Here is a 19,941-nt window from a genome sequence, read left to right on the forward strand (position 1 = left end):
GCAAAATCATGCCCGGTTCCGACGCAACGCGCACCCGCCGAAGAACGCCAGCGCGATGGTCACAAGCAGGGCAAGCGGCAGATCGCCGCTGCGCGCATAGGGTGTTACCGCCCCCGGCGCGGGCAGGGCCGCGTCGATGTAGCCGGCGGTATTCAGCGGCAGGCTGGCGGTGATCCGGCCATGGGCGTCGATCATCGCGGAGATACCGGTATTGGCCACGCGGGCAAGCGGCAGGCCCTGTTCGATGGCCCGCATCCGGGCCTGGGCCAGATGCTGGCGCGGACCGGCACCGCGCCCGAACCAGGCGTCATTGGTGATCTGGATCAGGAAATCCGGCCGTTCCGGCGCGGCATTCACGTCATGGGCAAAGACGGCCTCGTAGCAGATCAGCGGCAGCGCATGGCCCAGCGGCCCGAAATCCAGCAGCCGCGCCCCCGGCCCTGCCGAATAGCCGTGGCCCTGGTTTGCCGCCAACCCGTAGATGCCGAAATGGGCCAGCAGATCGCCCAGCGGCATGTATTCCCCGAAGGGCACCAGGTGGTGTTTGTCATAGGTCTGTGTGACCGCGCCGCTTTGGTCCAGGGTGATCATCGCGTTGAAATACCGCAGCCCGTCGCTGCGCTGCACCCCCAGCGCCACCGGGGCATCGCCCCCGGCGCGGGCGATCTCCTCCAGGGCGGTCCCGGCCCATTCAAGGCTCCAGGGGATCGCGGTTTCCGACCAGAGCACGAGGTCGGGCGCGGTCTGCTGGGGCGGGGCGGCTGTGAAGGCAAGTTGCCGCTGAAAGAAGACAGGGATCTTTTCCGGGTCCCATTTCTCCTTTTGCGGCGCATTGGGCTGGACCAGCCGCACCGTATGGCCCGAGAGCGGGGCATCGCTACGCATCACCGGCAGCAGCAGCGCCAGCAGCGTGGCCAGCACCACCGTTTCGCGCAGGATGCGCCAGCGCAGGGCGCGCGGCGGGCCTGTCAGCGCACTGGCCGCCCAGACCGCCACCGCGATCAGGATCGCGTTCAGCCCGTGTGGCCCGATCCAGGCCAGAGCCTGTCCCGCCATCACCCCCACGCCGGACTGCGCCGGGCTGGCCCAGGGGAAGCCGGTAAAGATATAGGCACGCAGCAGTTCCGCCGCAGTCCAGCAGGGGATCAGCGCCCAGGGGCCTGCCCGCGACAACCGGCGCGCGCCCCAGAATGCCACGCCCCAGAACAGCGCCATGCCCGCCGCCATGAAGACAAGCGCAAAGGGGGCCATCCAGCCGTGGCGCGCCACATCCACCATGAAGGGCGACACGATCCATTGCAGCGCATGCATGAAATAGCCCAGCCCGAAGGCCCAGCCGGTAACGCCTGCCTGACGGGCCGTGACGCGGCCCTGAAACAGCCAGACCGCGCCGATCATGCCCAAAAGCATCAGCGGCGGCAGATCATAGGGTTGCTGGCCGAATGCACCCCCTGCCCCGAACACTGCCGCCAGAAGATATGCCTGCCACGCCGTCAGGCGCTGGGTCATCCCGAGGCTCCGGTGGTGCGCACGCGCAGGCGTTTGATCCGGCGCGGATCGGCGTCGATCACCTCGAACTCCGGCCCGTCCGGGTGCAGCACAACCTCGCCCCGTGCAGGCACCCGCCCCGACAGCATGAAGACGAGACCGCCCAGCGTGTCGATCTCTTCCTTGTCCACATCGTCGTGGTCGGTCAGGGAATGTCCGATCTCGGCCTCGAAATCCTCAAGCGGGGTCTTGGCAAGGGCCAGATAGGTGCCCGGTTTTTCCTTGGTCCAGTATTTGCCTTCGTCGACGTCGTGCTCGTCCTCGATCTCGCCGATGACCTGTTCGATCAGGTCCTCGATGGTCACCAGACCGTCCACACCGCCGTATTCGTCGATCACCAGCGCCATGTGCCGGCGTTCCGCCTGCATCTTGGTCAGCAGGACACCGATGGTCATGCTCGGCGGCACGAACAGCAAGGGACGCACCATGGCGGCCAGATCGAAATCATGGGCTTCGCCGTTGAACCCGTATTGCAGTGCCAGGTCCTTGAGATGTGCCATGCCGACGGGGGTGTCGAGCGTGCCGTCATAGACCGGCAGCCGGGTCAGGCCGCTTTCCTTGAACACTTCCACCAGCTCATCCATGGTGGCGGTGACCGGCACCGCGATGATATCGGCTGTGGGGACCGACACGTCATCGACCCGCATCCGCCGCAGGTTCATCATGCCGCGCGCGCTGACACGGTCCACGGGGGGCAGCGTCAGTTCGCTTTCATCATCTGAATCGGAGGGGCTGAGCGCCCCGATCACACGAGAGAAAAAGCCGCCCTGTCGGGCATTGCTGTCGTCGATTTCGTCCAAATTGTCTTCGGCCAGCGCGCTACGCGCTGCACTAGAAGATCCGTCTGTATCGCCCATTGGGTCCTGTCTTAGTATGCGGGCAAATGCCCCTTCAGTTCCTATATGGGTCATTCAGACCCATTTTGCCAAGTATTTTGACTTCCAGCCCCTCCATGAGGGCCGCATCGGCGTCGGTTTCGTGATCATAGCCGAGAAGATGCAACACTCCGTGAACCACCAGATGCGTGACATGGTCGGAGACCGGCTTTCCGGCGGCATGCGCCTCGCGTGTGCAGGTGTCAAAACTGATCGCGATGTCGCCCAGTTCGCACAGCCCGTCAAGGCCAGGTTCCGGCGCCTGCGGATTGCCGCCGGGCTGGTCGGCCGCGCGCTCCTCCGCAGGCCAGCTCAGCACGTTTGTGGGGGTCGGCTTGGCGCGGAAATCTCCGTTCAGCACCGCGATACGCGCATCGTCACAGGCCAGCAGCGTGACTTCGCAATTGTCAGGCTCCAGCGCCAGTTCGGTCAGCGTGGCGCGGATTGCCGTTTCGGCAAGCTCCGCCAGCCCCAGTGCCTCCCAGCGCGGGTCCTCGATCACGATCGACAGGTCATCCACGGCGCACCGCCCGGTGCCCGTCAGTGCCGGTCAGGAAATTGCCCCGATTCCGTTGCATCACCCGGTGCCTGTATCCGCCTCGTAGGCTTCGATGATGGCGGCGACCAGCGGATGGCGCACCACGTCCTTCGAGGTGAAATAGTTGAAGCTGATCTTGGGAATGGTCTTGAGCAGCCGTTCCGCATCCGCCAGCCCCGAGGCGACACCGCGCGGCAGGTCGATCTGGGTGCGGTCGCCGGTGATCACCATGCGCGACCCTTCGCCGAGGCGGGTCAGGAACATCTTCATCTGCATCGAGGTGGCGTTCTGCGCCTCGTCCAGCACGACAAAGGCATTCGACAGCGTCCGCCCGCGCATGAAGGCGAGCGGCGCGATCTCGATCCGCTTTTCCTCCAGCAGTTTGGCCAGCTGCTTGCCCGGCAGGAAATCGTTCAGCGCGTCATAAAGCGGCTGCATGTAGGGGTCGACCTTGTCCTTCATGTCGCCGGGCAGATAGCCCAGTTTCTCGCCCGCCTCGACCGCCGGGCGCGACAGGATGATGCGATCCACATGTCCGCCGATGAACATGCTGACGCCCACCGCGACGGCCAGGTAGGTCTTGCCGGTGCCTGCCGGACCGATGCCAAAGGCCAGCTCATTGTCGAACAGCGATTTGACATAGGCCTTCTGCGCCGCCGTGCGCGGCTCGACCCGTTTCTTGCGGGTCTGGATCTCGACCGTTTCGCCGATCTGCATTTCGATCTGGTCACCCTGCCGCACCCCGGTGCCCGCATCGGACCCGCCCATGCGCAGGGCGCTGTCGATGTCCGCAGGTTCCACCGAACGCCCGCCTTCGAGCCGGGCATAAAGCGCGTTCAGCAGGCTGGCGGCGCGGTCGGCCGCATCGGCCTCCCCCAGCACGCTCAGGTGATTGCCCCGGCGGACGATCTGCACCTCCAGCGCCTTTTCAATGGCGGCAAGATGCGCGTCATAGGCACCGCAGAGGTCGATCAGCAGGCGGTTGTCGGGAAATTCAAGCACACGGTCCACCGGGATATCCGGCGCTGTGGTCAGGTCGCTTGGGGTCAAGGGATGCTCCTTGGTTGGGTCATGAAGCTGAACTTAGGGGAGTCGTTTAATGCAAGCATAGAAAAAGGGCCGGCGTGTGCAACACGCCGGCCCCGATATTGCGACAATTGAGGTCAAATCAGTTCGGGTCCCAGATTTTGGAGCCACCTTTGAAGTCACCCACGGTATGGTTGGGCGGTGCGACGCCGGAACAGACCGGCTTGCCATATTTGTCCAGACGCTGTGACAGGTATCCTTCGACACCATCGTCGATGATCCAGTGGTCACATCCGTTCGGGTCGACCCAGATGCCTGCCTGAAGCTGGCTCAGGTGTTTCTTGTCGATGCCCCGGTCCACGGATTTATCCGACGGATAGCCGCGGCCCAGGCCACCTTCGTAATCGGCGCAGGCTGACAGGCCAAAGGCACAGGCGGTCACCATAAGAATTTTAGTTTTGATCACGTGACTGTCCCCTTAGCGAATGCAGATGATTTCGACGCGGCGGTTCTTGGCCATGCCTGCGGCGGAGTTGTTGGGCGCCGCAGGCAGACGCTCGCCATAGCCGCGCACATCCGCAATCCGTGCCCCGGCCTGGGATGCGATTGCAGCAACCGCATTGGCACGGTTGTAGCTCAGACGCATGTTATAGGCATCCGAAGCGCGGCTGTCGGTATGTCCGGTGATGATATAGCTGACGGCACCGGTGGTCTGGAAGAAGTTCAGCAACCGTGCCCGGCCCGCGCTGTGAATGCGATAGCTGTCTGTGGCAAAGAACTGGTCGGTCTCCATCACGCCGCAGACGTTGCCCCGGTGGCAGACCGGAATACCCTGACGGCTGACATGCGGCGACATGTACCCTTCGGCACCATCATCCATCACCCAATGTTCACAGCCATCGGGATCAACCCAGATGGTCGGGACATAAACCCCTTTGTCGCGTCCCGATTGCGACCGTGTCTGCGCGTCGGCAGCTGACGCTTGCAAGGCGATTGCCGCCACCAGCGACAGGCTCGCCACGGTGCGGATCGCTTTGGAGATAATATTCACCACAGCATTTTCCTTTTTATTCCCCCACGATAGGGCCGTCCGTCCCAGGTTCGGAACAGCCCCGCATATTCGGCAAGGTTAGGTAAATTTTGCCAAGCTGTGAAGCATGTATCACAGATTTCCGCCCTGTTTGTGCCGCGCAATCAATGAAATAGCGGTTTTCTTTCACGAATGACTTGAATTGCGCGGGTTAAACCAGCTTTGCGGTGCCGGATCGGTGACAGAATGGCGCAATCGCAAGACAGCCTTGCCGCAAAACGAATCTCGCCAGTGCAATGTGCCGCCTTGGCGCGATTCACCCTGTCCGGCAGCGTCGGCGTGGTCGGTGCTATTTCGTGTTTCTCCGGGCAGATTTAGGGCAAAGTGGTGACGTGCAATTTCCCGATAAATACAAGTTGGAGTAGTGCCCCCACACTATTGATCACGACCCCGGCACAATACCCGTAGTCACATCAGGATTGTCCACTTTGCGCCCGATTTCCTTGAAGAATTAGCTTGAAATGCCCCAGTTCTGCCTTAATCGTTGTTCCATTCCGTTCATGTCGCGACGGCCAGGCTGCTAACTGGCGTCATCACATTCGACCAAAACGGGCTGCAATGCCGAGCGTATCGGCCTTAACACCGGGGTGTGGGAAATGATCAAGAAAATTGTACTGGCCGCCGCCGTGGCCGCCATGGCCGTACCGGCCGCTGCGGACCACAAGAGACACACGACCTACAGCTATCACTACGGCGATTACGGGCCATCCGGCAACCGCATCGTGGTCAGCTGCTGGCGCGGCCCCTGGCAAGAGGTGATCTGGGACCGCCCGAACGCCGTCTTCGTCGATACGCTGGTCTCTGTCGGCTACGATTATTCGACAGCCGATGCCATCGCCACGCGGATCTGCCGCGACCCGAACCTTGTGGGGCGCCCCGGTGCGCTGAAAGCCACGATGGAGCGGATCTGGGCCGATCCCGGTTCGCACCGCCGCCACAATTACTGAAAATTGAACCCGGGGCCCGACCTTCGGGTCAGGCTCTGCGGGCTCAGATCTGGACGCCGCCGAGCGAATTCGTCTTGGCGTCCAGCACCCTGACGCGCGCAATCTCGCCCACCCCGGCAGAGCCATCCTGAACATGGACGGAATGCAGGTATTGCGATTTGCCGATCATCTGGCCGGGGTTGCGCCCCGGTTTCTCGATCAGCACATCCAGCTCGCGCCCGACCATGCTTTCCTGAATGTCACGCTGATGCGTGGTGATCAGCGCCTGCAGCCGTTGCAGCCTTTCGTCCGCCACCGCCGGGTCCACGCCCGGACGCTCTGCCGCCGGGGTGCCGGGGCGCGACGAATATTTGAATGAATAGGCATAGCCGTAGCGGACCTGCCGGACCAGCTCCATCGTCGCCTCGAAATCGGCGTCGGTTTCTTCGGGGAAGCCCACGATGAAATCGCCTGACAGCACGATGTCGGGCCGCGCTTCGCGGATGCGTTCGATCAGCCGCAGATAGCTTTCCGCCGTGTGGCTGCGGTTCATGCGTTTGAGGATGCGGTCGCTGCCCGATTGCACCGGCAGATGCAGATAGGGCATCAGCTTGTCCACTTCACCATGCGCCGCGATCAGGTCGTCGCCCATGTCGTTGGGATGGCTGGTGGTGTAGCGGATACGTTCCAGCCCGTCGATGCAGGCCAGTTCCCGGATCAGCCCCGCCAGGGTCATGCCGCCGTGGTAGGCGTTCACATTCTGACCCAGCAGGGTCACCTCGCGCACGCCCCGCTCCACCAGGTCGCGGGCCTCTTCCAGCACCCGGGTCGCGGGGCGCGAGACTTCGGCGCCGCGGGTATAGGGCACCACGCAGAAGGCGCAGAACTTGTCACAGCCTTCCTGCACCGTCAGGAAAGCCGCCGGTGCGCGCCGCGCCTTGGGGCGGCCCTTCAGGTGGTCGAATTTGTCCTCCGCCGGGAAATCGGTGTCGAGCGCCGGTTTGCCCGCACGCACCCGCGCCTCCATCTCGGGCAGACGGTGGTAGGTCTGCGGGCCGACAACCAGGTCAACGGCCGGCTGGCGGCGCATGATCTCTTCGCCCTCGGCCTGGGCGACACAGCCCGCCACGCCGATCTTCAGATCCGGGTTCAGATCCTTCAGCGGCTTCAGGCGCCCCAGTTCCGAATAGACCTTTTCCGCCGCCTTTTCACGGATGTGGCAGGTGTTCAGCAGGATCATATCCGCATCTTCGGGCGTCTTCGTCTCCACATAGCCCTGCCCGCCCAGCGCCTCGGCCATGCGTTCGCTGTCATAGACATTCATCTGACAGCCGTAGGTCTTGATAAAGAGCTTCTTGGTCATCGGTCCGGTCCTGATGCGGGGGAGATTGCCGTCTAACAGGGCGCGGCAAGGCTTGCAATGCACCGGGAATTAACCGATTCTCCTGCATAAAACCATCCAGAGCGCAGATATGCAGTACCCCGGCCTGACCGCCATGATCAAAGACAATACCGCGAAACTGGCCAAGGGGCCGGTGGCGCTGATCATGGTCGAAGACGATGTGGAGGTGGCCACGACCCTGCGCCACCACCAGCAGGCCGGATTTACCAGCGTCGTCGCCCTGATGCCCGAGAGCTTCGATCTGCCCCGCGACCTGCAGGACACCGTGCTGCGGGTGGATTACAACATGAGCCTGGAAGGCGCGATGGAAACCGCCGTGAACACCGTCATCGACGCGGTGCCGGGCCAATGGCTGTATTATTGTTTCAACGCCGAATACCTGTTCCACCCCTTTTGCGAGACCCGCAATGTGATCGAGATGCTGGCGTTCCACAGCGAGGAACGCCGCGATGCGATGCTGACCTATGTCGTCGATCTATATGCCGAAGACCTGAAGCAATACCCGGACGCCGTATCGCTGGATCAGGCGCATATGGACCGCTCGGGCTATTACGCCCTGGCCCGCCCGGATGAGGACAACCACGGCCACCCCAAGGAACGGCAGCTTGATTTCTTTGGCGGTCTGCGCTGGCGCTATGAGGAACATGTGCCCGCCGTGCGCCGCAAGATCGACCGCATCGCGTTGTTCCGGGCCAAAAAGGGGCTGCGCCTGCGCTGGGACCACACATTCAACGATGAAGAATACAATACCTATGCCTGCCCCTGGCATCACAACATCACGGCGGCCATCTGTTCGTTCCGCACTGCCAAGGCCCTGAAAAGCAATCCCGGCAGCAAGTTCGAGATCGAGACCTTCAAATGGCACAACTCGGCCCCGTTCGAATGGCACTCGCGTCAGCTGCTTGACCTGGGCCTGATGGAACCGGGTCAGTGGTTCTGAGGAGATGCGATGTGTTTCCGGCAAGCATCGTGGCATGAAAATTTCGCCACAAGCGTCGCAAAGCTGACCTTGACCGCGACTTGGAGCAAGGGCCGCTGAGCGGGACATTGCTGCCATCGATTACTGGCACCCAGGCCCGGAACAAGCCGAAGGCGCCGGGCCATCGCCTGCCCGTGCCCCGGGTAGGCGATTTGGTGAGGCTGGGTGTTCCCTCGATGGAGTTCATCACGGTTGAGAAATTAAGTGGCATTTACACAAGTCGGCATCGCCCACCCCGGGCAGGCGCTGGCCCGGCTTGCGCTTCGCGTCACGCAGGGCTCAAACCCGCAATTTGCCGCATCGCTCATAAAAGTCAGCACCGCGCATCACGGTCAAATTCCTGACCGGATCAGAGTGCCAGAACAAACCTTTGTCACGCCCCCCAAAGCACCGGAAACCAGTCTTCGCGCAGTTTTTGCCCCGGCACCATGTCATGCCCCGGAAACGGCGGCGAGGTCGGGCCGGGCCGTTCCACATAGCGCGCATCGTCGCCCACAAGCCGCAGCGAAAAAGCCCGCCTGCGCGCCGCGCTGGTGTTGCCGCGCGCCCCGTGCAGGATGCCATAGTTGAAAGCCACCGCATCGCCCGGCGCCATCTCCCATTCGCGGATATCCATGCCTTCGGCATCAGGGTCCGGCACGGGCATATAGGGTTCGGGGTCAAAAAACGCATCCCCCTTGACCCAGCGGGTCGGCAGCACCGGCTTTTCCCACAGGTGCGACCCTGCGACGCAGCGCAGCGATGCCTCGCGCACCGGATCAAGCGGTGACCAGAAGCTGACCGTCTGCTGCCCTTCGACAAAGTAATACGGCCCGTCCTGATGCCAGGGCGTGGCCATGGAGGTGCCGGGTTCCTTGACCAGAACATGATCGTGGAACACCTGCGCCGTGGCGCTTTGCATCAGCTCCGCCGCCACCCGGGCCGCGTCGGAGCCGCGGATCACATCCTCGAATTCGGGAATGCGCTGCCAGTTGCAATAATCGTCAAAGAAACGCCCGGTCTCGCCCGGTTTGTCATTGTTCGACGCATAGGGTCCGGGCTCGGCCATATTGCGTTCGACGCCGGCGCGCAGGGTGTCCACATGATCTGCAAACAACCCCTTGATCAGCACGACACCGTCGCGCTGATAGGTCTCGATCAGATCTTCGGAAAGCAGCGGATGGGTCATGGCCAGATAACCCTGAACGCGGTCAGGCCTTGCGCCGCAGGCGGATCACCACATCAACGGAGGCAATCTCGGCCCCTTCGGGGGCATCCGGCAGGTTCGAGATGATCAGCTGATCCGAGGGCGCGTCGGTCAGCTTGCCATCATCTTCCCAGTAGAAATGCGGGTGGTCATGGGTGTTGGTGTCGAAATAGCTTTTGGAGCCGTCAACGGTGACTTCCTGCAAAAGCCCCGCTTCGCAGAAGGCGCGCAGCGTGTTGTAGACAGTGGCAAGCGATACCGCATCGCCCTGCCCCTTTGCCGCCTCGAACAGGCTTTCGGCGGTGACATGGCGGTGCTTGCCGTCCCCCACCAGCAGACGCGCAAGTATGGCACGCTGACGCGTCGGGCGCACGCCCGCCTGCTCCAGCCATCTTGTTCCATTGTCCTGATGTGTCTGCGCCATCCCGGCCCCAATTGTCTGTTCCTCCTTCTGTACTAAGCACTTCGGGCGGGATTTTCAATTGATATTCGGAAATCGGGCAATAGGCTCGGGACCCTTGCAGCGCGCAATATCGCAATGCTAGACGGGACAGACTGGAATGACCCGAGCAGGAGAGCCGCCGCATGGCCGACTACCCCACGAGTTTCGACAAGGACGCACTGCTGAAATGCGCCGCCGGAGAATTGTTCGGCCCCGGCAATGCGCAATTGCCCGCGCCGCCGATGCTGATGATGGACCGGATTACCGATGTTTCCGGCGATGGCGGTGCCCATGGCAAGGGCCATATCACGGCCGAATTCGACATCACCCCGGATCTTTGGTTCTTCGAGTGCCATTTTCCCGGCAACCCGATCATGCCGGGCTGTCTGGGCCTTGACGGCCTGTGGCAGCTGACCGGCTTCAACCTGGGCTGGCGCGGCTGGCAGGGGCGCGGCTATGCGCTGGGTGTGGGTGAGGTCAAGCTCAAGGGCATGGTGCGCCCCGACCGCAAGATGCTGACCTACAAGATCGACTTCACCAAGGCGATCCAGACCCGCCGCCTGACCATGGGCGTGGCCGACGGCATCGTCGAGGCCGACGGCGAAGTGATCTATGAAGTCAAGGACATGAAGGTCGCGCTGAGCGAAAGCTGAGCCGCGCCGCCGCCCTGCCCCCTGCCGCTTGTGCGGCGGGGATGACAGGAAATACCGGCACGCGGCAAAGGGCCAGGGAAGGCGCCGGGCGCGCGCCCGCGATCACATCCGGCCCGCCCAATCCGGTTGCGTGTCACGACAGACCTGTCCTAAACAGAACAAAGACCATCAAAGGAGTGCGCCCATGCGCCGCGTCGTCGTCACAGGTTTGGGGATCGTCTCATCCATCGGAAACAACGCCGAAGAAGTGCTTGCCGCTCTCAAGGCGGGCACATCGGGGATCGTTGCAAGCGAGGAAATGGCCGAACACGGCTTTCGCAGCCGCATCGCCGGGACGCTCAAGATCGACGTGACCGACCACATCGACAAACGCACCCTGCGCTTCATGGGGCCGGGTGCGGCCTATGCCCATATTGCCATGGGCCAGGCGATTGCCGACGCGGGCCTGGATGAAGCCACCATCAGCAACCCGCGCACCGGTCTGATCGCGGGCTCCGGCGGGCCCTCGACCTCGGCCATGCTCACCGCGCACAACGTGGTCCGGGATACCGGCGCGACCAAGCGCATCGGCCCGTTTGCCGTGCCCAAATGCATGTCCTCGACGATCAGCGCAAACCTCAGCACCGCCTACAAGATCAAGGGCATCAACTATTCCATCACCTCGGCCTGCTCCACCTCACTGCATTGCATCGGATCGGCGGCAGAGCAGATCATGATGGGCAAGCAGGACGTGATGTTCGCCGGCGGCGGCGAAGAGCTGGACTGGACCCTGTCCTGCCTGTTTGACGCCATGGGCGCCATGAGCAGCAAATACAACGACACGCCCGAAAAGGCCTCCCGCGCCTTTGACGCCAGCCGCGACGGTTTCGTGATCACCGGCGGCGGCGGCATCGTGGTGCTGGAAGACCTGGAGCACGCGAAAGCCCGCGGCGCGAAGATCTACGCCGAGGTCACCGGCTTTGCCGCCACCTCGGACGGGCATGACATGGTCGCCCCCTCCGGCGAAGGCGGCCAGCGCGCCATGGAACTGGCGCTGGCCACCCTGCCCGAAGGCCGCAAGGTCAGCTATATCAATGCCCATGGCACCTCGACCCCCGTCGGCGATGTGGGCGAGATCGAAGCCGTGCGCCGCGTCTTTGGCCAGGGCAAGACCCCGCCGGTCAGCTCCACCAAGTCGATGACCGGCCACGGACAAGGCTCCGCCGGCGCGATGGAGGCGATCTTCTGCCTGCTGATGCTGGAACATGATTTCATCACCCCGTCGATCAACGTCGAATCGCTGGACCCCGCGCTGGACCCTGCCGAAATCGCGACCAGGCGGGTGGATAATGCAGGTCTGGATTCGGTCATGACCAACTCCTTCGGATTTGGCGGCACCAACGGGTCGATGATCCTGTCGAAGTTTCAGGGATAGGACCGGATCATGTCGGATATGCTCAAGGGAAAACGCGGCCTCATCATGGGGGTCGCCAACGAACGCTCCATCGCATGGGGCATCGCAAAGGCGATGGCTGAGGCAGGCGCGGAACTGGCCTTTACCTATCAGGGCGAAGCCTTTGGCAGCCGGCTGAAGCCGCTTGCGGAAAGCATCGGCGCGGATTTCATGGTTGATGTGGATGTCACTGACGACGCCTCGCTCGACCGCGCATTCGACAATCTGGAGGCGCGCTGGCCGACCATCGACTTTGTGGTCCATGCGATTGCCTTTTCGGACAAATCCGAACTGACGGGCCGGTTCCTGAACACCAGCCGCGCCAATTTCAAGCATTCACTCGACATTTCCGCCTATAGCCTCATCGAGGTGGCCCGCCGCGCCCATCCGCTGATGGTCGAGAATGGCGGCACCCTGCTGACCCTGACCTACCAGGGGTCGAACAAGGTGGTGCCGAACTATAACGTCATGGGGGTGGCAAAGGCCGCGCTGGAAAGCGCGACGCGTTATCTCGCCAATGATCTGGGCCCCGATGGCATCCGGGTGAACGCCATCTCGCCCGGCCCGATGAAGACATTGGCCGGTGCCGCGATCGGCGGGGCGCGCAAGACCTACAAACACACCGACATGAACGCGCCTCTGCGCGCCAATGCGACGCTGGAGGCCGTGGGCGGCACGGCGGTCTACCTGGCCTCCGATGCGGGCGCCTGCACCACCGGTGAGATCATCCATGTCGATGGCGGCTTTCACGTTCTGGGGATGCCACAGGCCGAGAACCTCTGAACCTGGGCGCGCACCACGGAAGGGTCGCGCCGCTTGCCCTGCCTCAGATACGCCAGTGCAAAGCCACTGCACGCGCTGAAACCAAAGCGGCGCGCAAGCCGGACCTGAGACGTATTGATTGACGGAAACATAGCCCGCTTACCAGACTTTCACGCGCCTTGCGCCGAAGGTCCGGTTTGGACCCGAACTGCATGGCGCGATATGTGGATCCCCTGAAGTTCTGACCGTCGAAAGAGGCAAGGCGTGGCCTTATCCAGACCTCCCCCCCGCCTCAGCGCAGCACCGGTGTCTGCCAGAGCCAGATCTTCATGCCGCCATGGGCCACCGGCGCGCCCTGCGGCTGCCAGGGCAGCCCTGTCGCCTTGGCCAGCGGCGGCTCGCTGGTGACCAGCCCGACACGCCAGCCCCTGAACCGGCTCAGCAGCGTCTGACCCAAAGTCCCGTAAAGCGGATAGAGCAGTTTCTTGTTGCCGATCCGCGCGCCATAGGGCGGGTTCACGATCACAAGGCCGGGGGGGCCCTCGGGCGGCATCACCTCGCCCGCCCCATGGCAGGTAAAGCTGATCCACTCCGCCACGCCTGCGCGCGCGGCATTGGCGCTGCTCATCCTTATGGCCCCCGCATCGCGGTCCGATCCGAAGAAGCGGTTTTCGGGCGGCGTGCCCGGCGCAGTGCTGCGCATCTCTTCCCAGCGCGCCGGATCGAAACTGGCAAGGTTCTCAAAGGTGAAGCTCCGGCTGCGCCCCGGGTTCAGACCCGCCGCGATCTCCGCCGCCTCGATCAGAAAGGTGCCGGAACCGCACATCGGGTCCAGCACCGGCCCGGTGCCGTCATAGCCGCATTGCCGCAGGAAAAGCGCGGCCAGGTTCTCGCGCATCGGCGCCTTGCCCACCGCTTCCTTGTGGCCGCGCTTGTGCAAGGCCTCTCCGCTGGTGTCGAGGCTGATGGTCACCGTGTTGTCGTGGATCCGCACCTTGATGACCAGCTCGGCCTCTGCCGAGACCGTGATGCCGTGGCTTTCGCGCAGCGCCGTCTCGATCCGCTGGGTCGCAGCGCCCGCATGATAGATTTTCGAGGCCTTGCAGGTCACCTGCACCTTCACCGGCACATCCGCACGCAGCACCTCGCCCCAGGGGAACTTGCGCGCGCGTTTGTCCAGCTGCGCCAGATGAAAGGCCATGAACTGCCCGATGCGCACCAGCACCCGCGTGGCCCCGCGCAATTCAAGGTTCGCGCGCCAGACCTCGGGCCAGCCGCCGCTGATCGTCACGCCGCCCGGACCGGGTGCGGGCGCGGCAAAGCCTTTCTCGACGACTTCCTCAAGCAGGACGGTCTCCAGCCCCGGGGCGCAGACAAGGAAGATTTCAAAGGTGCTATCGCTGTTCATGCCCCTCCATAGGCCCAAGGACCGACATCTGCGAGGGGGGATCGGACTTTTCGAAAAGTCCGGCCCGGAAAATTCGAATTTTCCGTCCGCGTCAGAAATCAAAGGCGCGCCCTGTTTTTGCCGAATTCGGCTCGTAGAGGGCGGGCATGGACTTCTTCGAGACATACCGCCACGAGGTGCTGCAATCGCGCCGGGACCGGTCGCGCCGCGCGCTGTTCTGGTCCCGCATCCTGGGGATCGTGCTGATGCTGACCATCGCCGCCATCCTGCGGGCGGAGCCGGACCTGCGCCGGGCGCTGACCACTGCGGGCAGCGATGCGATCCTGGCCATTATGGGGCGCGATGCCGCGGCCACGCCGCAGGCCAGCCCGGCTGTGCTGCCGCAGGGCGCAGAGAACAACGCGGTTCAGGTCAGCACCCGCCCCCGCGACCGGGTCAAGGTGAACCGGCCCACCGCCGGCGCAACAGGCCTTGCGCTGGATCCGGCGGCAATGGCGAATGAAACAGGGGCGCAGCTTCAGACCCTGAAACCGCGCCCCTGAATTCCGGTTGCGGGGTCCGGCCCCGCCTGCAAGCCTCAGCCGATGCTGACAACTTCGATGTCGAACTGCAGGTCCTTGCCTGCCAGCGGGTGATTGGCATCCAGCGTCACGGTTGCTTCGTCCACATCCACCACGGTCACCGGCAGGGCCTGCCCATCCGGGGTCTGCATCTGCAACTGCGTGCCGATTTCAAGCGGGATGTCCGCCGGGATACCTTCGCGCGGGACAGCCTGGCGCATTTCGGGGTTCACCGCGCCATAGGCTTCGGTGCTGGGCACTTTGACCACTTTCTTTTCGCCCACGGCCATGCCCGGCAGGGCACCGTCGAGGCCCGGAATGATCTGGCCGGAGCCGACTTCGAATTCCAGCGGGTCGCGCCCTTCGGAACTGTCGAATGTGGTGCCGTCCAGCAGCGTGCCGGTGTAGTGAATAGCAACTTTATCGCCTGATTTAACCTCAGTCATGAAGATCTCCAATCTGTTCGGGAATGTATAAAAGGCCGCGTATCTGCGCGGGTGCTTCGGATTCGCGCTACCCTTTCAAAGCATGGCACGGGTGTAAACCCCCCGCGCCCGGGGCGCGCAAAGCGCCATTTCGGGTCTTTCAAGCCCGGACGCACCGTGACAATCTGCCCCCAAGCAAGGAGGCCGCGCATGCCCATCACCACCTGCGTTTTCGACGCCTATGGCACGCTGTTCGATGTCGCCGCCGCCGCGCGTCAGGCCGCATCGGAACCGGCATTTACCGCGATTCGGGACGACTGGCCGGTGCTGGCAGAGCATTGGCGCAGCAAGCAATTGCAATATTCCTGGCTGCGCGCCATCACCGGGGCGCATGAGGATTTCTGGATTGTCACCCAGAACGGATTGGACTGGGCGCTGGAAAAAACCGGCCAGGCGGGCGATCCCGCACTGCGCGAAAGGCTGCTGGCGCTTTACTGGGAATTGCAGGCCTATCCGGAAGTCCCTGCGATGCTTGCCGCATTGAAACAGGGTGGGATGAACACCGCGATCCTCTCCAACGGATCCCCCGCGATGCTGCAGGGCGCGGTCGACAGCGCCGGGATCGGCGATCTGCTGGATGTCTCGCTCTCGGTGGAAAGTGTCGGCATCTTCAAGCCCGACGCCTCGGTCTATGATCTGGTGGGCAAACATTTCGGCTGCGCGCGCGACGAGGTGCTGTTTGTTTCCTCCAACGGCTGGGACGCGGCGGCGGCAACCGGCTATGGCTTTGTCACCGCCTGGGTCAACCGTGGCGGAGAGCCGCTGGACCGCCTGCCCTGGACCCCTGTGCACCGGCTGCAAGACCTGACCGGCATCCCGGCACTGGCGGGCCTGTGATGGGGAAATTCACCACGTCCGACGGGTTGTCCCTGCATTACACCGACGAAGGCGAGGGCCTGCCGATCCTCTGCCTTGCGGGGCTCACCCGTACCGGTGCCGATTTCGACTATGTCGCCCCGCACCTGGCGGGCAACCGGCTGATCAGGCTGGATTATCGCGGGCGCGGGCAATCCGGTTTCGATCCCGACTGGCAGAATTACACCCTGCCCGTCGAATGCCGCGACGTGCTGGAACTGCTGGCGCATCTGGGTCTCGACAAGGTGGCGATCCTGGGCACCTCGCGCGGCGGGCTGAATGCCATGGGGCTGGCAGCAGGGGCAAAGGACCGCCTGCTGGGCGTGGCGCTGAACGATGTGGGCCCCTTCATCGACCCGGCGGGGCTGGATTTCATCATGGGTTACATCGGGCGCAACCCGGCGGCAAAAACCCATGCGGAAGCCGCCGCCGCCATGGCCCGCGCCTTTCCCGAATTCGAAGGGGTGCCCGAAAGCCGCTGGCTGGAAGAGGCGCAAAAACACTATGTGCAGGACGCCGAAGGGCTGAAGATCACCTATGATCCGCAGATGCGCAAAGCGGTGGAGGCCGCGATGGGCCAGCCCGCGCCCGACCTCTGGCCCTTCTTCGATGCCATGGCGGGCCTGCCGTTGGCATGCATCCGGGGTGCCGCGTCAAACCTGCTGAGCGCCGAGACCCTGGCCGAAATGCAAAAACGCCGTCCCGACATGATCACCGCCGTGGTGCCGGGGCGCGGCCATGTTCCCTTTCTGGATGAACCGGAGGCGATTGCCGCCCTGAAAGAATGGATAGGAAAACTGTCATGAACATCGAGATGATCCGCGCCGCTGCCCAGCGCCTGAAGGGCCAGGCGCGGCGCACCCCGCTGCTGTCATCGCCCTTTCTGGACGAGATCGCGGGCCGCCGTCTCTGGGTGAAGCCGGAATGCCTGCAGCACACCGGCAGCTTCAAGTTTCGCGGCGCCTACAACGCGCTGGCGGCGATGGATGCACAGGTGCGCAAGCGCGGTGTCATCGCCTTTTCCTCGGGCAACCACGCGCAGGGTGTGGCGCTGGCGGCGCGCATGCATGGCGTGCCCGCCGTCATCATCATGCCCGCCGACAGCCCCGCGCTGAAACTGGCGAACACCGCCGCCCTGGGGGCCGAGGTCATCACCTATGACCGCGCCACCGAAGACCGCGACGAGATCGGCGAAAGGCTCAGCGCGGAGCGTGGTCTGACGCTGGTCAAACCCTTCGACGAACCGCAGGTGATCGCGGGGCAAGGCACCTGCGGGCTTGAGATTGCACAGCAGGCGGCGGAACAGGGGATCGAGACCGCCGATGTCATTGTCTGTTGCGGCGGCGGCGGCCTGACCAGCGGCATCGCACTGGCGCTGGAGGCCGAAGCGCCGGGGCTGCGGGTGCGCCCGGCAGAACCTGCGGGGTTTGACGATGTGTCGCGGTCACTCGTCTCCGGGCGGATCGAGCGCAACGCGCAGGGTTCGGGCAACATCTGTGACGCGATCCTCACGCCGCAGCCGGGCAACATCACCTTCCCTATTCTCAGCCGCCTTTGCGGCCCCGGCCTTGTGGTGACCGAGGAGGAGGCGCTGGCGGCGATGGGTCAGGCCTTCAACCGGCTCAAGCTGGTGGCAGAACCCGGTGCTGCCGTGGCACTGGCTGCCGCGCTCTACCGCGCCGATCAGATCGCGGGGGAGGACGTGATTGTCACCATTTCCGGCGGCAATGTGGACCCCGCCATGTTTGCCCGGGCGCTCGCCACCCTATGACCGCTTTCACGATCGCCAGTTTCAACGTCAAGAACCTGATCGGGCCGGACAAGGAATATTACCGGTTCCAGTCCTACACGCCCGAGGAATACGCCTGGAAAGAGGATTGGCTGGCCGACCAGATCGCCACGCTGAATGCCGATGTGATCGGCTTTCAGGAGATCTTTGAAGAGGACCCCCTGCGCGCCACCATCGCCCGCGCCGACCGTTATGGCATGGACAGCAATGCCGCCAGCCTGCCGGGCGCGGACAAGCGCTATCGCCACCGGGCGATTTTCGACCGGCTGGCTTACCGCGATTACGGCAATGCCGCGCTGGCCTTTGCGCCCAATGTGCATGACGGCGCGCCGGGCCAGCGCCGCCCCGGTGTGGCGGTGCTGTCGCGCCTGGGGTTTGCCGAAGAGCCGCAGATCATTCAGGTGCTGGACCGGCCCTTGCAGATCCCCTTTCAGACCTTCGGCGGCGACGAGGGCGGGCATTTCACCATCCACAAGCTGAGCCGTCCGATCCTGAAGGTGCGGGTGCCGGTGGCAGGGCGGGTCATCACCGTTTTCAACTGCCACCTGAAATCGAAACTGGGCGAATACATCCGCCCGGAGGGGGCCGAATTCGCGCCGGAGGCCGACCTGACGCAGTATGATCCCATTGGCCGCGCGCTGGGTGCGGCCCGTGCCGCGATGCGCCGCATGGCCGAGGCCTGGGTGCTGCGCGGTGCCATCGTTCAGGAGCTGCGCGCAGGCAACCCGGTGATCGTGCTGGGGGATTTCAACGATGGCGAACATGCCGTCAGCACCGAGATCATCACCGGCGAAGTCCCCTTCAGGAACTATGCCTGGATGCTGCGCCATGATGCGCAGCATCGCGGCGACCGTTATACCGAAGCCGAAAGCGTTCAGATCACCGAAGACATCGAAGCGCTGCGGCTGCATCCGGCGGAAAAGCTCTTTGTGCGCAAATCCCTGCGCGACATGGTCTATACGGCGGCCTTCGGCGGCAATTACGAGAGTATTGACCAAATCATGCTGTCGCGGCATTTCCTGCCGGACTGGAAGGGGCATATCGGCGAAATGACCTATTTCAGCGTGTTGAATGACCACCTGACCGATGGCAGCCACCCCGAGGCACCCTATAACAAGCTTGCCTCGGATCATGGGCAGATCATGGCCACCATAGAACTGAACGGAGACCCCTGATGAAGATTTTCGATACCGGCGACGTGCGCCTGCATTACCGTGTGGACGGCCCCGAAGACGGCGCGCCGGTGGTCTTTGCCAATTCGCTGGGCACCGACATGCGGCTTTGGGATCCGATTCTGCCGATGCTGCCTGAAGGGCTGCGGATCATCCGCTATGACAAGCGCGGGCATGGGCTGTCTTCCTGCCCGCCTGCGCCCTATTCGATGGGTGCGCTGATCACGGATGTCGAACGGCTGTTGGATTTCCTCGGCGTCCGGCAATGCGTCTTTGTGGGCCTCTCCATCGGCGGCATGATCGGCCAGGGGCTGGCGACCAAGCGGCTGGACCTGGTCCGCGCCATGGTGCTGAGCAACACCGCCGCCAAGATCGGCAACCCGGATATGTGGGCCGAACGCATCGCCACCGTGGAGAAAGACGGCATCGAAAGCCTGGCCGATGCGGTGATGGAACGCTGGTTCGCCGCCGATTTCCGCGCCCGGCCGGAACTAGAACTCTGGCGCAACATGCTGGTGCGCGGCGAGGATGCCGGATACGCGGGCTGTTGCGCCGCGATTTCCGGCACCGATTTCTACACGCCCACCGCCTCCCTGCGCCTGCCGCTGCTGGGCATCGCAGGCTCCGAGGACGGCTCCACCCCGCCCGATCTGGTGCGCGAAACCATTGATCTTGTCCCCGGCTCGAAATTCCACCTGATCCGCAAGGCAGGCCACCTGCCCTGCGTGGAACAGCCCCGGGAATATGCCGGCGTGCTCAGTGATTTTCTGAAAGGGGTCGGACATGTCTGACACATCCACTCTGCCGGAGGGC

General features: G+C 63.6%; 22 protein-coding genes. 11 read left to right on the plus strand and 11 right to left on the minus strand.

Going from position 1 to position 19,941, the window contains the following annotated elements:
* Positions 1 to 6: 6 nt before the first annotated feature.
* The 6 genes from lnt to ACWNZ3_RS13675 all read right to left on the minus strand — a co-directional run bounded on the left by lnt (position 7) and on the right by ACWNZ3_RS13675 (position 5,041).
* Positions 7 to 1,509, minus strand: coding sequence for an apolipoprotein N-acyltransferase (gene lnt, locus ACWNZ3_RS13650; protein WP_496900286.1), 1,503 nt, complete (start codon positions 1,507 to 1,509; stop codon positions 7 to 9).
* Positions 1,506 to 2,405 (minus strand): hemolysin family protein, encoded by a 900-nt coding sequence (locus tag ACWNZ3_RS13655; RefSeq protein ID WP_274573785.1) that lies wholly within the window; start codon positions 2,403 to 2,405, stop codon positions 1,506 to 1,508. The genes lnt and ACWNZ3_RS13655 overlap by 4 nt, the downstream gene beginning before the upstream one ends.
* 34 nt (positions 2,406 to 2,439) lie before the next feature.
* Positions 2,440 to 2,943, minus strand: a complete 504-nt coding sequence (ybeY, locus tag ACWNZ3_RS13660; RefSeq protein WP_496900287.1) for an rRNA maturation RNase YbeY — start codon at positions 2,941 to 2,943, stop codon at positions 2,440 to 2,442.
* A 57-nt stretch (positions 2,944 to 3,000) separates the two neighbouring features.
* Positions 3,001 to 4,011 carry a PhoH family protein gene (locus ACWNZ3_RS13665; RefSeq protein ID WP_114275349.1) on the minus strand — a complete coding sequence of 337 codons (1,011 nt, stop codon included), beginning with the start codon at positions 4,009 to 4,011 and terminating at the stop codon, positions 3,001 to 3,003.
* A gap of 118 nt (positions 4,012 to 4,129) precedes the next feature.
* Positions 4,130 to 4,453: a hypothetical protein gene (locus ACWNZ3_RS13670; protein WP_274573788.1), complete on the minus strand. Its 324-nt coding sequence runs from the start codon at positions 4,451 to 4,453 to the stop codon at positions 4,130 to 4,132.
* 12 nt (positions 4,454 to 4,465) lie between these two features.
* Complete coding sequence (locus tag ACWNZ3_RS13675; protein WP_496900288.1) at positions 4,466 to 5,041, minus strand: OmpA family protein; 576 nt, start codon at positions 5,039 to 5,041, stop codon at positions 4,466 to 4,468.
* 632 nt (positions 5,042 to 5,673) lie between these two features.
* Between ACWNZ3_RS13675 and ACWNZ3_RS13680 the strand changes: the two genes are divergently transcribed.
* The gene (locus ACWNZ3_RS13680; protein ID WP_114275351.1) at positions 5,674 to 6,024 is read left to right on the plus strand and encodes a hypothetical protein; all 351 of its coding nucleotides are present in this window, start codon (positions 5,674 to 5,676) and stop codon (positions 6,022 to 6,024) included.
* A 43-nt stretch (positions 6,025 to 6,067) separates the two neighbouring features.
* Here the strand turns inward: ACWNZ3_RS13680 and miaB are convergent, their stop codons facing one another.
* The gene (miaB, locus tag ACWNZ3_RS13685) at positions 6,068 to 7,366 is read right to left on the minus strand and encodes a tRNA (N6-isopentenyl adenosine(37)-C2)-methylthiotransferase MiaB (protein WP_269361079.1); all 1,299 of its coding nucleotides are present in this window, start codon (positions 7,364 to 7,366) and stop codon (positions 6,068 to 6,070) included.
* A gap of 109 nt (positions 7,367 to 7,475) precedes the next feature.
* Here miaB and ACWNZ3_RS13690 point away from each other — a divergent pair, with 109 nt between their 5' ends.
* Positions 7,476 to 8,345, plus strand: coding sequence for a hypothetical protein (locus tag ACWNZ3_RS13690; RefSeq protein WP_274573790.1), 870 nt, complete (start codon positions 7,476 to 7,478; stop codon positions 8,343 to 8,345).
* 412 nt (positions 8,346 to 8,757) lie between these two features.
* Here ACWNZ3_RS13690 and ACWNZ3_RS13695 read toward each other — a convergent pair whose 3' ends face one another.
* Positions 8,758 to 9,552 (minus strand): phytanoyl-CoA dioxygenase family protein, encoded by a 795-nt coding sequence (locus ACWNZ3_RS13695; protein ID WP_269361083.1) that lies wholly within the window; start codon positions 9,550 to 9,552, stop codon positions 8,758 to 8,760.
* Between the two features lie 22 nt (positions 9,553 to 9,574).
* The gene (irrA, locus tag ACWNZ3_RS13700) at positions 9,575 to 9,994 is read right to left on the minus strand and encodes an iron response transcriptional regulator IrrA (RefSeq protein ID WP_269361085.1); all 420 of its coding nucleotides are present in this window, start codon (positions 9,992 to 9,994) and stop codon (positions 9,575 to 9,577) included.
* Positions 9,995 to 10,155: 161 nt separating this feature from the next.
* On the opposite strand from irrA, the gene fabA reads away from it, so the two are divergent.
* The 3 genes from fabA (at position 10,156) to ACWNZ3_RS13715 (ending at position 12,880) form a co-directional block, all read left to right on the plus strand.
* A complete protein-coding gene (gene fabA, locus ACWNZ3_RS13705; RefSeq protein ID WP_067287173.1) occupies positions 10,156 to 10,665 on the plus strand; it encodes a bifunctional 3-hydroxydecanoyl-ACP dehydratase/trans-2-decenoyl-ACP isomerase in 510 nt (169 codons plus the stop codon).
* Positions 10,666 to 10,849: 184 nt separating this feature from the next.
* Positions 10,850 to 12,079, plus strand: a complete 1,230-nt coding sequence (gene fabB, locus ACWNZ3_RS13710; RefSeq protein ID WP_496900289.1) for a beta-ketoacyl-ACP synthase I — start codon at positions 10,850 to 10,852, stop codon at positions 12,077 to 12,079.
* A 9-nt stretch (positions 12,080 to 12,088) separates the two neighbouring features.
* Complete coding sequence (locus tag ACWNZ3_RS13715) at positions 12,089 to 12,880, plus strand: enoyl-ACP reductase FabI (RefSeq protein ID WP_274573793.1); 792 nt, start codon at positions 12,089 to 12,091, stop codon at positions 12,878 to 12,880.
* Between the two features lie 271 nt (positions 12,881 to 13,151).
* Here ACWNZ3_RS13715 and ACWNZ3_RS13720 read toward each other — a convergent pair whose 3' ends face one another.
* The gene (locus ACWNZ3_RS13720; protein ID WP_496900290.1) at positions 13,152 to 14,267 is read right to left on the minus strand and encodes a THUMP domain-containing class I SAM-dependent RNA methyltransferase; all 1,116 of its coding nucleotides are present in this window, start codon (positions 14,265 to 14,267) and stop codon (positions 13,152 to 13,154) included.
* 146 nt (positions 14,268 to 14,413) lie between these two features.
* On the opposite strand from ACWNZ3_RS13720, the gene ACWNZ3_RS13725 reads away from it, so the two are divergent.
* On the plus strand, positions 14,414 to 14,809 hold the full coding sequence (locus ACWNZ3_RS13725; RefSeq protein ID WP_496900291.1) for a hypothetical protein: 396 nt from the start codon (positions 14,414 to 14,416) through the stop codon (positions 14,807 to 14,809).
* Between the two features lie 35 nt (positions 14,810 to 14,844).
* On the opposite strand, the gene ACWNZ3_RS13730 is transcribed toward ACWNZ3_RS13725, so the two are convergent.
* Positions 14,845 to 15,273: an FKBP-type peptidyl-prolyl cis-trans isomerase gene (locus ACWNZ3_RS13730; RefSeq protein ID WP_114275354.1), complete on the minus strand. Its 429-nt coding sequence runs from the start codon at positions 15,271 to 15,273 to the stop codon at positions 14,845 to 14,847.
* 189 nt (positions 15,274 to 15,462) lie between these two features.
* On the opposite strand from ACWNZ3_RS13730, the gene ACWNZ3_RS13735 reads away from it, so the two are divergent.
* Genes ACWNZ3_RS13735 through pcaD form a run of 5 tightly spaced genes read left to right on the plus strand, consistent with a single transcriptional unit; the run spans position 15,463 to position 19,919 of the window.
* Complete coding sequence (locus ACWNZ3_RS13735; RefSeq protein ID WP_496900292.1) at positions 15,463 to 16,149, plus strand: haloacid dehalogenase type II; 687 nt, start codon at positions 15,463 to 15,465, stop codon at positions 16,147 to 16,149.
* Positions 16,149 to 16,973 (plus strand): alpha/beta fold hydrolase, encoded by an 825-nt coding sequence (locus ACWNZ3_RS13740; protein WP_496900293.1) that lies wholly within the window; start codon positions 16,149 to 16,151, stop codon positions 16,971 to 16,973. The genes ACWNZ3_RS13735 and ACWNZ3_RS13740 overlap by 1 nt, the downstream gene beginning before the upstream one ends.
* Entirely contained in the window at positions 16,970 to 17,938 is a 969-nt protein-coding gene (locus ACWNZ3_RS13745; RefSeq protein ID WP_496900294.1) for a threonine ammonia-lyase, read from the plus strand. Before ACWNZ3_RS13740 ends, ACWNZ3_RS13745 begins: the two co-directional genes overlap by 4 nt.
* A complete protein-coding gene (locus ACWNZ3_RS13750; protein ID WP_496900295.1) occupies positions 17,935 to 19,131 on the plus strand; it encodes an endonuclease/exonuclease/phosphatase family protein in 1,197 nt (398 codons plus the stop codon). Before ACWNZ3_RS13745 ends, ACWNZ3_RS13750 begins: the two co-directional genes overlap by 4 nt.
* Entirely contained in the window at positions 19,131 to 19,919 is a 789-nt protein-coding gene (pcaD, locus tag ACWNZ3_RS13755; RefSeq protein WP_496900296.1) for a 3-oxoadipate enol-lactonase, read from the plus strand. The genes ACWNZ3_RS13750 and pcaD overlap by 1 nt, the downstream gene beginning before the upstream one ends.
* Positions 19,920 to 19,941 lie beyond the last annotated feature (22 nt).

The sequence above is a fragment of the Sulfitobacter sp. IGS-18 genome (genome assembly GCF_059628195.1).

Excerpts from the sequence above, each read along its gene's own strand:
- lnt (WP_496900286.1), bottom strand. The coding sequence starts at position 1,509 with ATGACCCAGCGCCTGACGGCGTGGCAGGCATATCTTCTGGCGGCAGTG.
- ACWNZ3_RS13655 (WP_274573785.1), bottom strand. The coding sequence starts at position 2,405 with ATGGGCGATACAGACGGATCTTCTAGTGCAGCGCGTAGCGCGCTGGCC.
- ACWNZ3_RS13680 (WP_114275351.1), top strand. The coding sequence starts at position 5,674 with ATGATCAAGAAAATTGTACTGGCCGCCGCCGTGGCCGCCATGGCCGTA.
- miaB (WP_269361079.1), bottom strand. The coding sequence starts at position 7,366 with ATGACCAAGAAGCTCTTTATCAAGACCTACGGCTGTCAGATGAATGTC.
- ACWNZ3_RS13690 (WP_274573790.1), top strand. The coding sequence starts at position 7,476 with ATGCAGTACCCCGGCCTGACCGCCATGATCAAAGACAATACCGCGAAA.
- ACWNZ3_RS13695 (WP_269361083.1), bottom strand. The coding sequence starts at position 9,552 with ATGACCCATCCGCTGCTTTCCGAAGATCTGATCGAGACCTATCAGCGC.
- irrA (WP_269361085.1), bottom strand. The coding sequence starts at position 9,994 with ATGGCGCAGACACATCAGGACAATGGAACAAGATGGCTGGAGCAGGCG.
- fabA (WP_067287173.1), top strand. The coding sequence starts at position 10,156 with ATGGCCGACTACCCCACGAGTTTCGACAAGGACGCACTGCTGAAATGC.
- fabB (WP_496900289.1), top strand. The coding sequence starts at position 10,850 with ATGCGCCGCGTCGTCGTCACAGGTTTGGGGATCGTCTCATCCATCGGA.
- ACWNZ3_RS13715 (WP_274573793.1), top strand. The coding sequence starts at position 12,089 with ATGTCGGATATGCTCAAGGGAAAACGCGGCCTCATCATGGGGGTCGCC.
- ACWNZ3_RS13720 (WP_496900290.1), bottom strand. The coding sequence starts at position 14,267 with ATGAACAGCGATAGCACCTTTGAAATCTTCCTTGTCTGCGCCCCGGGG.
- ACWNZ3_RS13725 (WP_496900291.1), top strand. The coding sequence starts at position 14,414 with ATGGACTTCTTCGAGACATACCGCCACGAGGTGCTGCAATCGCGCCGG.
- ACWNZ3_RS13730 (WP_114275354.1), bottom strand. The coding sequence starts at position 15,273 with ATGACTGAGGTTAAATCAGGCGATAAAGTTGCTATTCACTACACCGGC.
- ACWNZ3_RS13735 (WP_496900292.1), top strand. The coding sequence starts at position 15,463 with ATGCCCATCACCACCTGCGTTTTCGACGCCTATGGCACGCTGTTCGAT.
- ACWNZ3_RS13740 (WP_496900293.1), top strand. The coding sequence starts at position 16,149 with ATGGGGAAATTCACCACGTCCGACGGGTTGTCCCTGCATTACACCGAC.
- ACWNZ3_RS13745 (WP_496900294.1), top strand. The coding sequence starts at position 16,970 with ATGAACATCGAGATGATCCGCGCCGCTGCCCAGCGCCTGAAGGGCCAG.
- ACWNZ3_RS13750 (WP_496900295.1), top strand. The coding sequence starts at position 17,935 with ATGACCGCTTTCACGATCGCCAGTTTCAACGTCAAGAACCTGATCGGG.
- pcaD (WP_496900296.1), top strand. The coding sequence starts at position 19,131 with ATGAAGATTTTCGATACCGGCGACGTGCGCCTGCATTACCGTGTGGAC.